This is a genomic window from Lactobacillus selangorensis (assembly GCF_001437205.1).
Taxonomy (GTDB): domain Bacteria; phylum Bacillota; class Bacilli; order Lactobacillales; family Lactobacillaceae; genus Paralactobacillus; species Paralactobacillus selangorensis.
Map to the genome: position 1 here is coordinate 1 of NZ_JQAZ01000006.1, position 16,536 is coordinate 16,536.

Below are 16,536 nucleotides of genomic sequence, written 5' to 3' on the forward strand. Positions count from 1 at the left end.
GAGGGTAGGTAGCTGCCGCGCTAAGTTGAAAGTCCGATGGAAATCGGGCTTTTTTTGTACCTTCAAATTGAATGTTTGGTTGCCGTCATGGGCTTTTTAGCATAAACTAGAAAAAAAGAAGTAAAGGGGGTCGATGCGTTGAGCCGCCCTGATAAAAAAGATGAAATCCTAGATACATGCTTAATGGCGGGCCGGATTATGATCGAAAATGGATCCGAAATGTACCGAGTCGAAGACACAATGAATCGAATCGCCCAAAATGCTGGTGAGAAAGATGTCGTTGTTTTCACAACACCGATGGGGCTGTTTATGGGGATTAAAAATAAACATTATGTCCAATTACGAGCCATTCAGTCCCGCACGATGAATCTCGAAAAGGTTAGTCGGGTCAATTCGCTCTCCCGTGAGTTTGCTCAGCATCAAATTAACCTGAATCAGTTACATCACGAACTTGAACTGGTGGACCGCAATACGCCAGTTTTCCCATTTTGGGAGCAAGTCGTGGCGGCGGCAATTGTCAGCTGCACACTGATGATCATTTTTGCTGGTGAATATGACTGGATTGATATGCCGTTGTGTGCGGTAGTCGGTGCAATCGGCTATGCGATTTTCTATTATTTGAATTTGTGGAGCAATGTGCGTTTCGTCAGTGAATTTATGGCTTCCTTTATACTGGGGCTGGCTGCCTTTGTCGGCGTTCACTTAGGGTTAGGACATAACATTAACAACATCATCATCGGTGCCGTGATGCCGCTGGTGCCTGGTGTGGCCATCACCAATGCCTTCCGTGACTTATTGGCCGGTCATTTGCTGACAGGGATCTCACGAGCAACGGAAGCCGTTCTCAGTGCTTGTGCAATTGGGACTGGGATTGCCCTTATCTTTCGGTTCTTTGTTTAGGAGGAAAAGCCATGCCATACTGGTTACAATTAGTCGTTCAAATCTCATTCAGTTATCTGGCGACATGTGCCTTTGCAATTTGTATCAACATTCCCCGCAAGGCTTTGAATGCTTGCGGAATTGCCGGGAGTGTCGGCTGGATCGTTTACTGGTTATTGAAAAATCTATCGACTGGGCGAATGGTCGCCAATCTAATGGGTGCACTCGCCATCGGATTCTGCGGAATTTTAATGGCGCGCCGCAAAGGCATGCCGGTGATTATTTTCAATATTCCGGCATTAGTCCCTTTAGTTCCTGGTGCAACGGCCTATCGAGCCATTCGGGCGCTTGTGTTAGGCAATATCGATCTGGCAATTCAGCTGATTGTATCAGTGACGATGGTAGCCGGTTCGATTGCTGTCGGTTTCATGCTGGCCCAGCTGATTGGAGAGCTGACCGTTTATCATTCTCGGTCCTTGCCTAAATTGCGACGGCCAGGACAGCGTTATAAATGAATTGTGTGTTTCTGAAAAACGTGTTATACTATTTGCATGCGATGAGTCGAGTATGATCCGATATTTCTTTGAAATATTCTGCGCAAGCGGCTCGGGATCAAAAAGATAGCAGGGCATCATCAGGCTAGACCGACCTACCGGATCGTAGGGGATGTTTACGTCCGCTGTGTTGTGGAGCACATGGCGTTTGCCGCTTCGGCGGTACTGCGAAAAAGAACCGTTCCTAATTTTAGGAACGGTTCTTTTTTTGTCTCATAAAATGAATTTCTGAATCACTTCGGCGACTGCATCATGGTCATTGTTGGCGGTTGTTACAAAGTTGCTGGCGGCTTTGGCCTCATCAGTCCCATTGGCAACACTGACGCCAAGTCCGGCGGCTTTCAGCATCGGGATATCGTTGCTGTTATCGCCGATTGCAATGATTTCTTCAGGTTTAATGCCTAGCTTTCCGCCCAACTCAAGGGCAGCGGCGCCCTTATTGACGCCGGCATGGTTGAATTCGACGTAACGGTCGGAGGAATAGGTAACGGCTAACGGCTGTTTTACTTCAGCTTGTACCTTTTGGGCCAACTGCTGTCGGGTCGCTAAATCGGCTTGGAAGATGATTTTAAATAACGGTTCATTTTTCAGAAAATCGATATTCGGTTCGTCGAGCAGGACCCAATCGTTGGCCCGGCCGTTTAAATAAGCGCGTTCATTGTCATCCATATTGGCGATATAATCCCGTTCCTTGGCATAGACATGCAGACAGACGCCGGCTGCAATTCCAATATTGAAAATCTGCTTGATTGTGTCGAATTCCAACGGGTGCATAGCCAGCACACGATGCTGGCTATTTTCAACGGTGATTCCGCCGTTATATGAAATAATGTAAGTGTCCGGTTCATGCAGCATGCCGAGCTTGGTCAGCACATTATCAACGCTTAAGTAGCTGCGGCCTGTATTCGGCACAAAATAGACGCCTTTAGCAAGCGCGGCCTTAATTGCCGTTACTGTTGCCGGGTCGATTTTTTTCTGATTATTGAGCAAGGTCTCATCTAAGTCACATACGATCATTTTATACATACTATCTCTCCCATGAAAACGTTTTAACATTTTCATTATAGCAAAAAAGACGGCCTGCGGGCAGGTCGTCTTCATGGTTAATCATCGTCATTATTGTTATCGGTACCGTTCTTTTTATTCGACTGCCGCAGGATATCCTGCCGAATCAGCTGAACGGTCTGCTTGCTCTGGGTCAAATCAGAGTGGGTCGCATCGGCCCCCGTGACGGTAATTTCGGTGTATTGTTTGACCTTGTTCTGGTAAATATACTTGCCAGCTTCAACACTCTGATAAGGCACGATGCCATCGGATGCATAGTCTTCAGTCCCAGCGATCGAATAGACAATGAGATCTTTCGGCAGGTTGCTGCTGCCTTTGATGAAATCATTTAGCATTTGAGTGTGATTCTGCAGGCTCGTTTCGTTGAAATTGTAGGGCGAACCGATTGTCATCAGCCGATTGATGGTGACGTCGCTCTGATCGAGGTATTTTTCCAGATAGAGGGTATAAATCAGGCCGCCGTTGGAATGGCCGACGCCGCTGAAATGATTGAACTGATAGGTATCAATCAAGGCATTCATGGCGATGCTGAACCAACGAGCTTGTTTCTTGATATTACTGTAACCATCCTTATTATTCTGGAAGGCGACGACGATAAACGGCTGGGTATCGTTGGGCCGGATGCGGCCGGAATATTTGAGGGTGTCGTTTTCCTGAACGGTGACTTTCAGCAAACTATGCTTGGTCGAACTGCCTTTGTTCAGTTCTGTTGCCAGGGCGTTGAAACGCTCCTGAGTGGCACTGCTGCCCGGAATGAAGATAATCGGATCCATCCGTGAATTGTGCTGGACACGAGCGTAGCTGACGTTTTCGTGCATCCATTGATAGGCGGGAATGATGATGCCGAGTGCGATGATGCAGCTGGCGAGAATTCCTAAAATGAGACGCCAATGTTTCCGGATCATTTCTGTTCACCTTCTTTACTTGCTAAACGGATTGCTTCGTTATTGATTTTAATGAATGGCAGGTAAATCAGGACGGAAACGGCCAGACACAAGAGACTGACGAAGAGGGCCACCCAATTGCCGTTTGTCCCTAAGAAGGCACTCAGCGGGCCTGGGGTAGTGCCTGGTACTGGATAGATGGCGGCGGGCATCCACCGCAGTTTCAGAAAAATTGATGCAATGAGAATGTTCACCCAAGGTGCAATGATAAACGGAATCGCCAGCAAGGGATTGAAGAGCAGTGGAATCCCGAACATCAGTGGGGTATTGATATTGAATAAACCAGGCAGGAGCGACCACTTGGCGATTTTGCCTTGATCGCTGGAATGATGCAGAATCAGAATGGCAATGATCAGAGCTAAGGTCATCCCGTTGCCGCCAAAATTGGCAAACGTATCAAAAGTCGTATGCAGTGTCAATGGATGCGGTACATTGTAGGCCGTTTTATGCGAGAGCGCATAATTTAAATTCTGGGTATCGTAAGTCGAATTAGTTGATGGTGTTAAGGCACTGAACGGGCCTTCGACACCGATTGTATTCAGAAAGTTATTAATCCCAGTCAAGCCGAGAATCTGCAGCAGCGCCGATGATGAATGGGCTGGGAGTCGGAAGACCATGTAGATGAGCCCATTTAAACCGCCGTTGTCCGATGCTCCTGGGGTCAGGAATGAAAAACCGACGTTGATTAAGAGGGCGCCGCTAATCAAAATCAGAATGGCCCAAATTGAAGAAAGACAGCGTTCCATGATTAAATGCAGCGGCCGTTCCCAAGTGTAGACGGCTTTTTTGGTCCAGAGCAAGTTAAACAGCCAGCCGACGATTAGACCGGTGATCATCGCCAGCAGCATGCCCCGCATGCCAAGGTTATTGACCCGAATGTGGTTGGTGCGGGCCGATAGCTGGTAATTGAAGATTAGAAAAACACAGAGGCTGGTAAAACCGGCCAGCTGATCATCTTTTTGATAGGAACGCGCAACGTATTTGGAGGCATAGTAAGCCGTCATCATGGCGACCAGTCCTAAAGTGAGGTTGCTGAAAGCTTGCAATACTGAATGGGCCTCCGTGAAAAACGTGTTGGTCGTATCAAAACCATAAATTTCGGCTAAAAAGCCGTCCGGCATGAAACAAGCGGCGTCGATTGCTTTCATAAACGAGCCGACGAGCGCAAACGGGAAAATAATGACTAAGGTCTGCTGAGCGGCACGGTAGAGACGCTGCCGTTTCAAGAGAAAACTGATGTGAAGGAACCACTTGGCAATTCGTTGTTCGACTGCTTCCATCAATAAAACCTTCTTTGTTAAGATTATCAAATATTTACTGAAAACGGATCATGAATGGCGTAAAATAAAGATAGTTTGCTAGAACAATCTCATTTAAAAAAGGTGGAAAAACTTTGAAGAAATATCTAGCTGAATTTTTTGGAACTATGTTTTTTGTTTTCATCGGGACAGGTACGGTTGTCTTAGGAAAAGGCTCACCGCTGATGATTGCCTTGGCATTCGGTCTGGGAATCTCGATTAGTGCGTATGCGATTGGATCAATTTCCGGTGCGATGGTCAACCCAGCCGTTTCACTGGCAATGTACATCAATAAACGGCTCTCCTTAACGGACACGTTATGGTACATTGTCGCTGAGATTTTAGGTGCAATTGCCGCGTCAGGGTTATTGGATCTTTTCTTAGGGCTCGACAAGCTGCCGAAAACCAACTTTGGTCAGAATGATTTCACGACCTTATCCGCTGGTGGTGCTTTCGTTGTCGAAACCGTGTTCTCATTCTTGTTCATTTTTGTGATCTTAATGGTAACCTCCGAAAAGTACGGCAACAGTCAAATGGCTGGGTTCGTCATCGGACTTACATTGACCTTGCTGATCTTAGTCGGTTTGAAGTTGACGGGTGTTTCCGTCAATCCGGCGCGTAGTATCGGGCCCGCACTGTTTGCTGGCGGGACGGCATTGAGTCACTTATGGGTCTTTATCTTGGCGCCCTGTGTTGGAGGGATCTTAGCGGCATGGTGCAGCAAATTCCTCTTCGGCAGCGAAGACTAAGGGTCACGAATCAAACTTGCTATTATTCAAAGTCCGCATTGGCTGCGGGCTTTTTTTGTTCTGCCATCTTCATAGTACCATTCAACAAAAACGAAGGTGTTCCTAATGGCTTTTATTTAGAAAAATGCTATGCTTGATTTGGAATCTTTTTTGGAAAGGGAGTTTCATTATGGATCTATATGATATTTTTCGTGTCTTTACCGCCAATGATCAGGCCCCTAAAGCAGATGCAAATTATTTTAGTATTTCAACCGATAGCAAACGCGATCCGTTGAATTTAACGAATGCTGACTTGGTCAACGTCATGTATACGTACTTCAATAAGCCGGATTCACCCAGCAATATCGATGATTATGAGATTTCACCGGAAGAATTAGACCAATTGAACAGCAACTTGAGCAAGAGTTATACCGTCATGGAAATCGTTTCTGATTTATCCCGTGAAGTACAAAAATTCAACGTTGATTTTCCTAATCAGAAAATTGAAATCAAAGTCTTTTAAAGTGAATTGCAAATCAAAAAGCTGCGGCATGTGCCGCAGCTTTTTGTATGTTCCTTAGAATGTTATTTCGTCTCATTCAGCATAATTTGATAAAGCTGCTGTGAAAGAATCATCGTCGTGGTCAGCGGCTTATGATTCGACAAGAGGACGACGCCGTTTTCACCGTCTTTAGAGAGGGTGAGGCCGGAATCATAACCGCCTTCGACACCATGGCTGCTGAAGTAGTCGGTGAAGTTGTAAACCCCACCGCCATATTGGCCGCCATTGGTATCCCGTAATTTGTTAACGGATGACTTCGGGATGATTTTGCCTTGCGTGATGGCTTGTTCAATCTTGAAGAGATCGCCGACGGAGGTATAAACATTCCCTGTTCCCAGCTGGTTATTGTACTGGACATAATTTTCAGTTTGAACTTTCTTGTAGTAATTGAGCGGATCGATGGCTTCATAAGCCCGAGTCCGATCTTTTTCTTTGTCGAAGGTATCCATAAAGCCGGTATGCCCCAAATGCAGCGGGTCTAAGAATTCGGTTTGAATCAGGTCATGATAAGTTTTGCCGGTTTTACGTTCGATAATCCCTGATAGGAGGGTGTAATTGATCGGCTGATAGGAATGGAGGTTGATTGAGTGGACCTTAATGTGCTTGACGGCATATTTGACCAGTTCTTTGTCGGTCAGCATCGTCGTCGGAGCTTTGCCGGGAAACAGACCGGAATGCATATCGAGCATCATCCGAATCGTAATTTTATTACCATGCGGAATGCTGGGATAGTATTTCGAGATTGGGTCGCTGAATTTGACTTTGCCTTCATCGACCAGCTGCATCAATAAGGTCGCCGTCATCGACTTTTGAATGGAAGCAATCTGAAAGAGCGATTTGGCGTTATTCTTTCGACCGGCCGCTTTATCGGCATAGCCAAAACCTCTTTGATAGATGATTTTATTGTTCCGGACGATGAGGGCCGTCCCGACAAATTGCGAACGATTGAGAATCCCGGCGATTTTTTTCGTATCTGCTTTCGTTAATTTGCTGGGGACATCATGGTCGAACCGGGATGGATAATTCTTTTGATTCTGCTTATTCTGCGAGAAGGTTTCCTCAGCCTGCTGTTCGTTTAGCGCCACTTTTTTGGTGGCCTGCGGATGGTTGGGTAAGTATTGGTAGTGGTAATAGGCGCCTGCACCGGCCGCAAGGATGACAATTGCGATCAGCGACCAGGAGAACCAGCGCCAGAACTTTTTCTGTTTCATTTTGCTGTCGCTCCCTTTATTCACTTTTTATTATAGCCGTAAAGTATCGCCAGCTGGCATTTAACGTTTCCGATTTTGCCAGTTAAGATTCAGTTAAGAAGGCCGCCTCCTGAATTAAAAGGGAGTATCATAAAAGGGAGAGGAAGAAGTGGGAGGATTGTTTGTATGCTTAAGTTGACACGTTTCATTCGCCCGTACCGAAAATATGTAATCGTCGGGCCGATTTTTAAATTATTCGAAGCCATTTTTGAATTGATTTTGCCGTTACTGATGGCACGTTTGATTGATAATGGGATTTTAAAGCACGATGTGGGGTACGTTTGGCACATGGGCGGTTTGATGCTGCTCTTTTCCGTGATTGGACTCGCCTGTGTGCTGGTGTGCCAGTATTCGGCTTCCGTCGCTTCAATGGGCTTCGGGACAGAATTACGACGGGCGACTTATGAAAAAATCAATACTTTTTCGAACCGGGAACTCGATCATTTTGGGACTTCGACTTTGATTACCCGGATGACGTCGGATATCAATCTGGTTCAGAATGCCTTGGCACTGATGATACGGCTGGTCATTCGAGCGCCGTTCCTGAGCATCGGGTCGATTATCATGGCGGCCATGATTGATTGGCGGATGGGGCTGATTTTTCTGGTCATTTTACCGTTATTCTCGCTAATTGTGTATGTCGTCATGGTTAAAACAGTGCCTTTATATAAAAAGGTGCAGCAAAAAATCGATGAATTCAACTTGGATATTGCCGAAAACATCACTGGTGTCCGAGTTATTCGGGCATTTGCCAAGCGGCAGACGATGGAAAAAGAGATCGATGGCGACAGCAATCAGCTCGCCAAAACATACCGGCATGTCGGCAACATCGCCGCATTGACGAACCCATTAACGACTTTATTATTGAACTTGGGTACATTAGCCGTTTTGAGTTTAAGCGGCTACCAAGTCAATCTGGGCTCGATGACCCAAGGCGACGTGCTCGCCCTAATCAATTACTTAACGTATATGCTGGCGGCCTTAACAGTGGTTGCTAACATTACCATTTACTTTACACGTGCCAGTGCTTCGGCGAGCCGTATCGATGAAGTACTGACCACAAAAGTGTCCATTCAGTCGCCGGATGCTCCAGTGGCCTTGCCGACAACAACGGACGCTCCAATTTTAGATTTGCAGCATGTGTCCTTCGGCTATCAGAAAGGGGCCGCTAATGCGTTGGATGACATTTCCTTTACCTTGCTGCAGCACAAGTGGCTTGGCGTTACTGGGCCGACCGGGAGCGGGAAGACTACTTTGCTGGAACTCGTCTTACGGTTTTATGACCCAACCAGCGGCACGATTCAGTATAGCGGCGACCCGTTGAACAAGGTCGACTTGACGGAGCTGCGCCATCAGATTGGCGATGTCTCGCAGAAGACCGTCCTGTTTGCCGGTACGGTTCGAGATAACTTAAAATTCGGAAATCCCGATGCAACCGAAGCCGATATGTGGTGGGCGCTCGATGTTGCCCAAGCCAGTTCCTTCATTAAACCGCTGGCCAAGCAATTAGACAGTCCCGTTGCGGCGATGGGCGCCAATTTCTCCGGTGGACAGCGACAGCGGCTGGCGATTGCCAGAGCGGTCATCCGCAAGCCGAAACTGTTATTGCTGGATGATGCCTTATCGGCGCTCGACTATCAAACCGATTTAAACTTGCGGCTTGCTTTGCAGGATCAGCTCAAGGAGACGACCATGATTATCGTGTCGCAGCGGCTGAGTTCGATCAAAGATGCCGACCAGATTCTAGTACTCGATAACGGTAAACAGGTTGGTTTGGGGACTCATGCGGAATTGCTGAAGACATCGCCGGTCTATCAGAAGATTGTGGCCACCCAGCAGAATATGGAAGGGGTGAAGTCGAATGGCTAAACGACAATTTTCGCAGGCTGATAAGACGTCCCTCAAAAACTTCATGCCCTATTTAGGGCATTATCGAGGTGCTATTCTTGGGGCCTTCGTTTCTGGTATTTTAGGTGGCGGCAGCAGTGTGATCGTTACTTATGAGGTCGGTCGTGCCGTCAATCAGATTAAAGGTACGCATGATGTCGACTTTGCCCATTTATTCCCAATCTTAGGCTTATTGCTCTTGTTGTATGTGATCAATGTGGTCACAGTCTGGGCAATCAATTTATTTGTCAATCAAGTTGGTTACTTTGCCGTCCGTGATCTGCGCAACGATGCCTTTCAGCATTTGAACAGTCTGCCAGTCCAGTTTTTCGATGAACATAGCGAAGGGGATTTGCTGAGCCGTTTCACTAGCGATCTTGATTTTGTTTCCGATGCGATTGTTCAGATTTTCAATACGCTTTTTTCAGGGATGATGATTGTTGCCTTGTCCTTCGTCTTTATGCTGTTTTTGAGCCCAATTCTGACGATTGTGGTTGCCTGTGCAACCGTACTGATGTATATCGTCACGATGGCTGTTGCGCGTGGTTCGCAGTTTTACTTCAGCAAGCAGCAGAAGATTTTAGGCCAGATTTCTGGGTTTGTGACCGAATACGTCGGTCAGCAGAAAACCGTCAAAGCCTTTACCGAAGAAAAACATGAGGAACACAGTTTTTCTAAACTCAACAACAACTATTACACTTGGGGCCAGAAAGCGACGTTTGTTTCGGCATTATCCAATCCGACGACTCGGTTTGTCGATCATTTAGGCTACCTGAGTATCGGCGTTGTCGGCGGCCTGATGATTCTCGGCGGTTATCCTGGTATCAGTGTTGGGTTGATTTCCAGTTTTATTCTGTATTCGTCCCAATTTACAACGCCGTTCCAGAATTTATCGGCCGTCACGCAGCAGATTCAGACGGCGCTGGCGGGCTTGACCCGTATCTTCCAAGTTGTCGAAGCAACGCCAGAACCAAGCGATGCCGACAAACAGCAGCTGCTGACGGCTCCGAAAGAAATCGATTTCGACCATGTTTACTTTGCTTATGAACCCGATGAACCATTGATTGAAAATCTCAATTTGGCCGTTCATAACGGCGAATCGGTTGCAATTGTCGGTGAAACTGGGGCCGGCAAGACCACCTTGGTCAACCTGCTGATGCGGTTTTATGATGTCAATTCCGGCGCCATTCAAGTCGATGGTAATGATATTCGCAGCTACACACGGGATAGCTACCGGCGGCAATTCGGGATGGTTTTGCAGGATACTTGGATTTTCAAGGGCACTGTCCGTGAAAATCTGACGTTCGGCAATCCTGATGCAACCGATGCACAAATCAAAGCGGCAATCCATGATGCCCAGCTGGATCATTTCATTGCCAGTTTGCCGAATGGGCTTGATACCGTTATCGGCGGCAATGCGACCAGCATTTCTAGCGGGCAGATGCAGCTCTTGACGATTGCACGTGTGATGCTGATGAATCCGCCGATTTTAATTCTCGATGAAGCTACTTCGGAACTGGATACATTGACGGAAGCTGATATTCAGCATGCCCTCGACATCCTGATGAAGGGTAAAACCAGTTTTGTGATCGCCCATCGATTAGCGACGATTCAAAATGCCGATACCATTCTAGTCATGGCTCATGGGCATATCGTTGAAATGGGCAATCATCAAGAATTGTTAGCTAAAAAAGGCGCTTATTATGATTTGTATAACGCACAATTTAAAGGGAAGAAAATTTAAGCTGCGTAAATTTAAAAAAGGGTCCTGAAATTCCATTTTTGGAATTTCAGGACCCTTTTTTGTCAATAATAATAGTCTAGATGGTTTTTGGTGTACTAAATAATTGGTGTAAATTTTCATATGAGCGGTCTGATCCAAAAGTGGAAATTCAACCCGATTTTTATCAGAGTTTAAGCGTTCCCTGAAGTTTGGATCGAATTTAGAAAGGTTGGCGCTGAAAAACGGAAAATTGGAATATTTAATGATTTCGGAAAAAATTTAGTCTGCTGCCGATAAAGAAATTTGATCTCGGGAATATTTTCTTTGATGATATCGCTCCAAACACCGGTATTATTCAACGCTGAGAAACCGATTCCTTTTAATTCGGCTTTATCTGTCAGTATTTCTGATTCAGCAGGATCAAAACATATTGATTGTTGGGCAGAAAGGCGTCAATAGTATCCGTAAGCAACTGCTGATCGACTTAGAGATTAGCTTGCAATTTTGTTTTTAGGGTGGTCAACAGAGTCAATGGGTTTCGTGACACCGATCTTAATAATTTGTTAGCTTCGATCAATTCGAAGCCAAGTTTTTTGGGGAGAGAATATTGTGGACAATAAGTGAAGTATTATATTTTTGAAGAAATTGTGACATAAGCAGCCTCTAATTTTAGGTTGTTTTATTTAGAGATTGATTTTTTGACTAAAAATTGTTGTCTACCTTAGTTACTTTTTAGTGTGGTTACTTGGATAATATCTGTTTTCTTTTGAATTTCATTCAATGCGGATTTGGATAGCTGAGCATCCGTGATCAGATAACGAATGTTGTTCCAATCAGCATATTCTACTAGAGCCGATTCATTTGCTTTACTGCTATCTGTTAAAACCATTGCGATATTGGCATCTTCAATCAGTTTCGTTTTAATTTGGAAATCGTCGAGACTATTGCTGGTTGGACCATGGTGGTCTAAAAACCCCGATGTGCCTAAAATAACAACGTTTAGTTTGATTTTGTTGATGAAATCCAGTGCTTGGGTGCCGGTGGTCGCCATAGTGAGATTATCAACGGAGCCGCCAATAAAAATTAGTTTATTTTTGCTTTCATTTAATTCATTGACAACAGGAAAAGAATTAGTAAGAATTGTATAACCTGATTTTTGTTTTAATTCTCTGGCAAAAGCAAGTGCTGTACTACCAGCATCAATGTATAAGACGCAATGTTCCGGCAACAATGAAACTGCCTTTTTTGCGATTGCTTCCTTTTCCTGACGATGAGTGGCAATACGGCTGTTAACAGTCGGAATGGTAAACTTATTCTCAGAAATGACCGTTCCAAATAATTTTTTAACTTTTCCAGTATTCGATAGAGAAAGAATATCACGGCGAATCGTTTCTCTCGAAACATTAAATTGTTTTGCCAAATCGACCATTTTAACTGAACCATTTGTTTGAATGAGGTCCATAATAGATTTTTGTCGCTGTATAGATGTTATTCGTGTCATTGAAGTACCTCCATCGCTATTTTAACATTTGTGTAATTTTTACACAACAATGTTGAAATATGCAACAAAGCAATTGCGAAATAACACATAAAGAATTATACTGCTTATTGAGTAATGAAATCGATTACAAGAAAGGCGAAAAAAATGAAATTACAGCTTGCATTGGATGATATTCAATTTGATGATGCGATTGAATTGGCAAAAAAGGTCAGCGGCTCGGTCGACATTTTTGAAATGGGAACACCATTTATTATTGAAAATGGGATGCGTTCGGTACGAACATTCAGCAAATTATTCCCTAATAATGAGATTTTAGCCGATACTAAAATCATGGATGCTGGTGCTTATGAAGCTGCATTGACTTACATTGCTGGCGCAGATGATTGTACGGTCATGGGGATCACGGATGATCAAACAATCAAAGAATGTGTAAAAACGGCTCAAAAATATGGCAAACGTTTATTTGTTGATACCATCTGTATTTCTAATCCGACCGAACGAATTCCAAAATTGGAAGCGCTAGGTGTGCGCAATATCAGCGTTCATGTGGGTGTCGATCAACAATCATTGGGTGAATCGCCATTATCATCTTTGAAAAAAATTAAAGCGGCCAGTAAAAAATCATGTCTTTCCGTTGCTGGCGGAATCAAATTAGATACGGTGAATCAGTATCGAGTTTTGGAACCAGATATTGTCATTGTGGGCGGCGGCATCTTGCATGCGGATGATCCGGCTCAAGCCGCACAAAAACTTGCTGCAGTCGTTCATAGCTAAAATGAATAGAAAGTGTGATTTTAAATGGAAAATACGCAAAAAAACACACAAGAGATTTTAGAGGAATTGGAAGGTAATCTGCAATTGGTCAGCGAAGCTGAATTACAGCAGGCCGTTCATTTAATCGCAAGTATAAATAAAATTTTTATGGCTGGAGCAGGTCGCTCAGGCGTGGCAATTCGTGCGTTTGCAAATCGGTTGACTCATTTGGGCAAAGATGTCAGTGTTATTGGCGACGTTACAACTGGTTATGCCAACGGGGCAGATGAACTTTTGATCATCGGCTCCGGTTCCGGTGAAACGGATAGCTTGGTGGCCTTAGCTAAAAAGGCTGCTGCTAATGACCTTCAGATTTTATTATTTACGATTGATCCTGAATCAACCATTGCCAATCTAGCAACTGCAATTGTGAAATTGCCAGGTGCCTCACCTAAAGTGACTCATCAGAATTCAAAAGGAACATCACTTCAACCAATGGGCTCGTCCTTTGAGCAACTTTGCTTTCTGATTTATGATGGGATGGTATTATCCTTAATGGATGTGCTGAATGAGAGCAACGAAACAATGTTTGCACGTCATGCGAATCTTGAGTAATTGAAAAAGACTCAGAGCAAAATATTTTGTTCTGAGTCTTTTTTGTCAAAAAATATAGTCCTTCAGAAGCTGGTAAAGCAGATCGATTTCATAATCTTCGACTTTGATGTTGAATTTTTGTTCGACAGGTTGAAAGATGCCGCTTGAAAGTGAAAAGAAATCCTGTTCCTGTCTAGGGAGTGTGGATTGTTGCATATCGGATATATTGCTGTGGTTGCTGGTCATCATTCGTTCGAACATCAATGATAAATGCATATAAAGATTTAATTTTAATTTTGACTCAAATTTGACGTTGTAGAAATTCTCATAATGAGCAACAATATCCTGACTTTCTTGGATGACAATGTCTGGATTTAAAATCTGCAAACGACCACGAATACCTTCAATCGATAAGAAGCGGATTAATTGATCAATCAACTTATTAATGGATTCCTGACTTTCGCCGGCTTGTAGCAGCACAGTTTGCAATCTGAGTGAAGACGCTTTGTCAAAAACATTATAGACATTAACGATATCGATACCAATATCAATACTGATATCATCGCTCACATTAGTTGTCGTTAAGATCAACTGTGTATTCGCAAAAAACTTACGATCGTTGTTGGTTAATAAAGTATGTAATTTCTTATAGTCAAGCGTGATCACTTCGAGTGATGGCGAGAGATTATCATCAAGTAATTTCTTGAGTTCTTCGGACAAACCAACACCGGACATACAAGAAACAATAATGTTCCGTTGGTTTGATAAACCTTCATAATATTGTGCATTCGTCGATGCACCAAAATTTTCGCCAGCTTCGGCAATTGATTGAAAAGTATCATTTCGTTGAATTCGTAAACCAATATCGAGTGCCATTGCAGTAGTCATATTGTTAACAACGATTAATTCTTGATTGGATACCTTTTTGATTTCACTGAACATTTGTCGTAATGATCCCATATCAAAGAGAACAATATTTCCTTTTGCGGAGGGATCTTGTTGTGACAAATAATGCTGGACGTAAATATTAATTTCGCTCAATGTGATATCAATTGGCATGTCGAATGCTTCGAAGAAATAATTACCACACAACGAATTGACCACTTTTTGAATACTTGAAGCAGTATTCTCGCCATGTGCTAACAGAATTGCATTGTAGTTAACCGAATCGATCTTTTTTTCGCACTTTACGAATAGCAGGAAGAAGGGTAGGTAATAATAAGCGTTCTGTGCTTTTTGTGGCATAAACTGCATTAAAAATTTTTTGTATAAGTAATAACTTCTTGGGTAACGACGTTTTGCAGTAACTTGAAATTGATGAGTGACTTTTGTATCAGAAAGATTATCACTGCAGGTTCCGGCAAACAAAAACGCACGTGCAATATTATGCCAAAAAGGATCACTTTTGGATGGAAATACGACTCCGTAACGCTTGGTAATAATCGATTGGCACGCTTTCTGAATGGATTGTGACGATAGGGCAACTAATTTATCGCTTGCGATGGTGCTCATTTGATTAAGTACTTTTGTTACCAAGAAATCTTGTTCGGTAATTGATTCACCTCTGAGAAGCGAATCGGCAAGTTTCTTATATAAGTTATCAATTGTGGGTCCCAGTTGCAGCACACTAGCCGTTAGAGCTTTGATATTTGTTTGCAAGGTGTGTTGCTTCGGAAAAATTGAAATGGCATTGTCTGAAGCTGTTCCGATCACTAATTGACTGTTTTCGGGTGTTCGTGCGTATGCCTTCGCACATAGTAATTGGATATGATTGCTTAATTCCGTGATGTTATTCGGATGTGTAAAATTAGCAAGTGCAATCAGCTTATTGGGCGTAATTAAAATCTTTTTGTTGATCTGATCAGCCTGTTGTTGTAAGTATCGTGCCACAAGCGAAATACGTTCATTTAAGGGTCGATTAGCAAAATCAGACAGTGTAATTTTAATGGCTGCGCTTTTAAACCATCCTTGTGCGGCAGCGAATATTTTTGTTGTTGAAGAATAAATAAGACGGGTGTTGGTATTTTTTTGTTGACTGGCATGGGAAAAAAGGTATTGCTGATCCGATGATTGCAGCATTTGCAAATTGCTGATATATAGATAGCCATCGTCGGTATTATCTTTTTCTGATGAATGAACAATTTTAGTACGCAAATCTGCCATAAAATCATCAAAATGATTTTTGTAATTAGCATAATCAATAATTTCGAAAAAGGCTGTTTTATGAATCACTTTACGCCGGATCGCCTCATGAAAAATGGCTCGTGAAAATGGTAATTTACCGCTGCCGGCGGGACCAGTTAGAAAGATCGGCAGTCCGTTCGTCGGATAAACAATCGCAGTGATTGCTTTTTGAATATTAGTGCTTAAACTGCCGTTCACACCGATTAAATCATCAAATGCAGAACGTTCACGCTTGATCTGCCAATAGACAGGACGGCCGCCTGTCTTCAGCAGCTTTCCCTCTTTGGCCAACTGGGATAGGTAGCTGCTAGTCACGCCACGAGTAAGGCCAGCAACATTTGCAATTTGTGTCGTCGTAACGCGTTCATCTGGGAAATGTTGAGCGATAGTGATGTATAGTTTTTCAATTGCCTTCAAAAAATCGCCTCCAATTTAAGCACTAGCATTGAAAATTAGTCAAAATATCTTCGTGACTTTCATATTACATGCGCTTAATATAGCCATTGTAAGCGTTAACTAAAGCCAAGTCCAGGTTAGCGGAAATGACACTTCTCATTAATAATTCGAAAGGAGGATTTTTTAACAGGGAATCAACCATGCATCTACGTAAAAAT

Annotated in this window: 14 protein-coding genes; 8 read left to right on the top strand and 6 right to left on the bottom strand. The window is 43.7% G+C overall.

Translation table 11 applies throughout. From position 1 onward, the window contains the following. Positions 1-183 precede the first annotated feature (183 nt). Together IV40_RS07930 and IV40_RS07935 are read left to right on the top strand one after the other, a co-directional pair. Positions 184-900 carry a threonine/serine exporter family protein gene (locus IV40_RS07930; RefSeq protein WP_057770668.1) on the top strand — a complete coding sequence of 239 codons (717 nt, stop codon included), beginning with the start codon at positions 184-186 and terminating at the stop codon, positions 898-900. A gap of 11 nt (positions 901-911) precedes the next feature. Further along, a complete protein-coding gene (locus tag IV40_RS07935; RefSeq protein WP_057770330.1) occupies positions 912-1,394 on the top strand; it encodes a threonine/serine exporter family protein in 483 nt (160 codons plus the stop codon). A gap of 252 nt (positions 1,395-1,646) precedes the next feature. Here IV40_RS07935 and IV40_RS07940 read toward each other — a convergent pair whose 3' ends face one another. From IV40_RS07940 to IV40_RS07950, 3 genes are all read right to left on the bottom strand, one after another. Beyond that, positions 1,647-2,459, bottom strand: coding sequence for a Cof-type HAD-IIB family hydrolase (locus tag IV40_RS07940; protein WP_057770333.1), 813 nt, complete (start codon positions 2,457-2,459; stop codon positions 1,647-1,649). Positions 2,460-2,536: 77 nt separating this feature from the next. Then, a complete protein-coding gene (locus IV40_RS07945; protein WP_057770335.1) occupies positions 2,537-3,403 on the bottom strand; it encodes an alpha/beta hydrolase in 867 nt (288 codons plus the stop codon). Continuing rightward, a complete protein-coding gene (locus tag IV40_RS07950; RefSeq protein ID WP_057770338.1) occupies positions 3,400-4,722 on the bottom strand; it encodes a PTS transporter subunit EIIC in 1,323 nt (440 codons plus the stop codon). The genes IV40_RS07945 and IV40_RS07950 overlap by 4 nt, the downstream gene beginning before the upstream one ends. Before the next feature lie 113 nt (positions 4,723-4,835). Between IV40_RS07950 and IV40_RS07955 the strand changes: the two genes are divergently transcribed. Then, complete coding sequence (locus tag IV40_RS07955) at positions 4,836-5,489, top strand: MIP/aquaporin family protein (protein WP_057770340.1); 654 nt, start codon at positions 4,836-4,838, stop codon at positions 5,487-5,489. A gap of 169 nt (positions 5,490-5,658) precedes the next feature. Further along, complete coding sequence (locus IV40_RS07960; protein WP_057770343.1) at positions 5,659-5,991, top strand: MPN domain-containing protein; 333 nt, start codon at positions 5,659-5,661, stop codon at positions 5,989-5,991. Between the two features lie 62 nt (positions 5,992-6,053). On the opposite strand, the gene IV40_RS07965 is transcribed toward IV40_RS07960, so the two are convergent. Then, the gene (locus tag IV40_RS07965; RefSeq protein ID WP_057770348.1) at positions 6,054-7,241 is read right to left on the bottom strand and encodes a serine hydrolase domain-containing protein; all 1,188 of its coding nucleotides are present in this window, start codon (positions 7,239-7,241) and stop codon (positions 6,054-6,056) included. 165 nt (positions 7,242-7,406) lie between these two features. Here IV40_RS07965 and IV40_RS07970 point away from each other — a divergent pair, with 165 nt between their 5' ends. After that, the gene (locus IV40_RS07970; protein ID WP_057770350.1) at positions 7,407-9,149 is read left to right on the top strand and encodes an ABC transporter ATP-binding protein; all 1,743 of its coding nucleotides are present in this window, start codon (positions 7,407-7,409) and stop codon (positions 9,147-9,149) included. Continuing rightward, entirely contained in the window at positions 9,142-10,911 is a 1,770-nt protein-coding gene (locus tag IV40_RS07975) for an ABC transporter ATP-binding protein (RefSeq protein ID WP_057770353.1), read from the top strand. Before IV40_RS07970 ends, IV40_RS07975 begins: the two co-directional genes overlap by 8 nt. Positions 10,912-11,611: 700 nt before the next feature. Here IV40_RS07975 and IV40_RS07980 read toward each other — a convergent pair. Further along, the gene (locus IV40_RS07980) at positions 11,612-12,391 is read right to left on the bottom strand and encodes a DeoR/GlpR family DNA-binding transcription regulator (protein ID WP_057770356.1); all 780 of its coding nucleotides are present in this window, start codon (positions 12,389-12,391) and stop codon (positions 11,612-11,614) included. Between the two features lie 144 nt (positions 12,392-12,535). On the opposite strand from IV40_RS07980, the gene hxlA reads away from it, so the two are divergent. Then, complete coding sequence (gene hxlA / locus IV40_RS07985) at positions 12,536-13,165, top strand: 3-hexulose-6-phosphate synthase (RefSeq protein WP_057770358.1); 630 nt, start codon at positions 12,536-12,538, stop codon at positions 13,163-13,165. 24 nt (positions 13,166-13,189) lie between these two features. Then, entirely contained in the window at positions 13,190-13,759 is a 570-nt protein-coding gene (hxlB, locus tag IV40_RS07990; protein WP_057770361.1) for a 6-phospho-3-hexuloisomerase, read from the top strand. Positions 13,760-13,804: 45 nt separating this feature from the next. Here the strand turns inward: hxlB and IV40_RS07995 are convergent, their stop codons facing one another. Then, positions 13,805-16,339: a PRD domain-containing protein gene (locus IV40_RS07995; RefSeq protein WP_057770364.1), complete on the bottom strand. Its 2,535-nt coding sequence runs from the start codon at positions 16,337-16,339 to the stop codon at positions 13,805-13,807. Between the last annotated feature and the right edge of the window lie 197 nt (positions 16,340-16,536).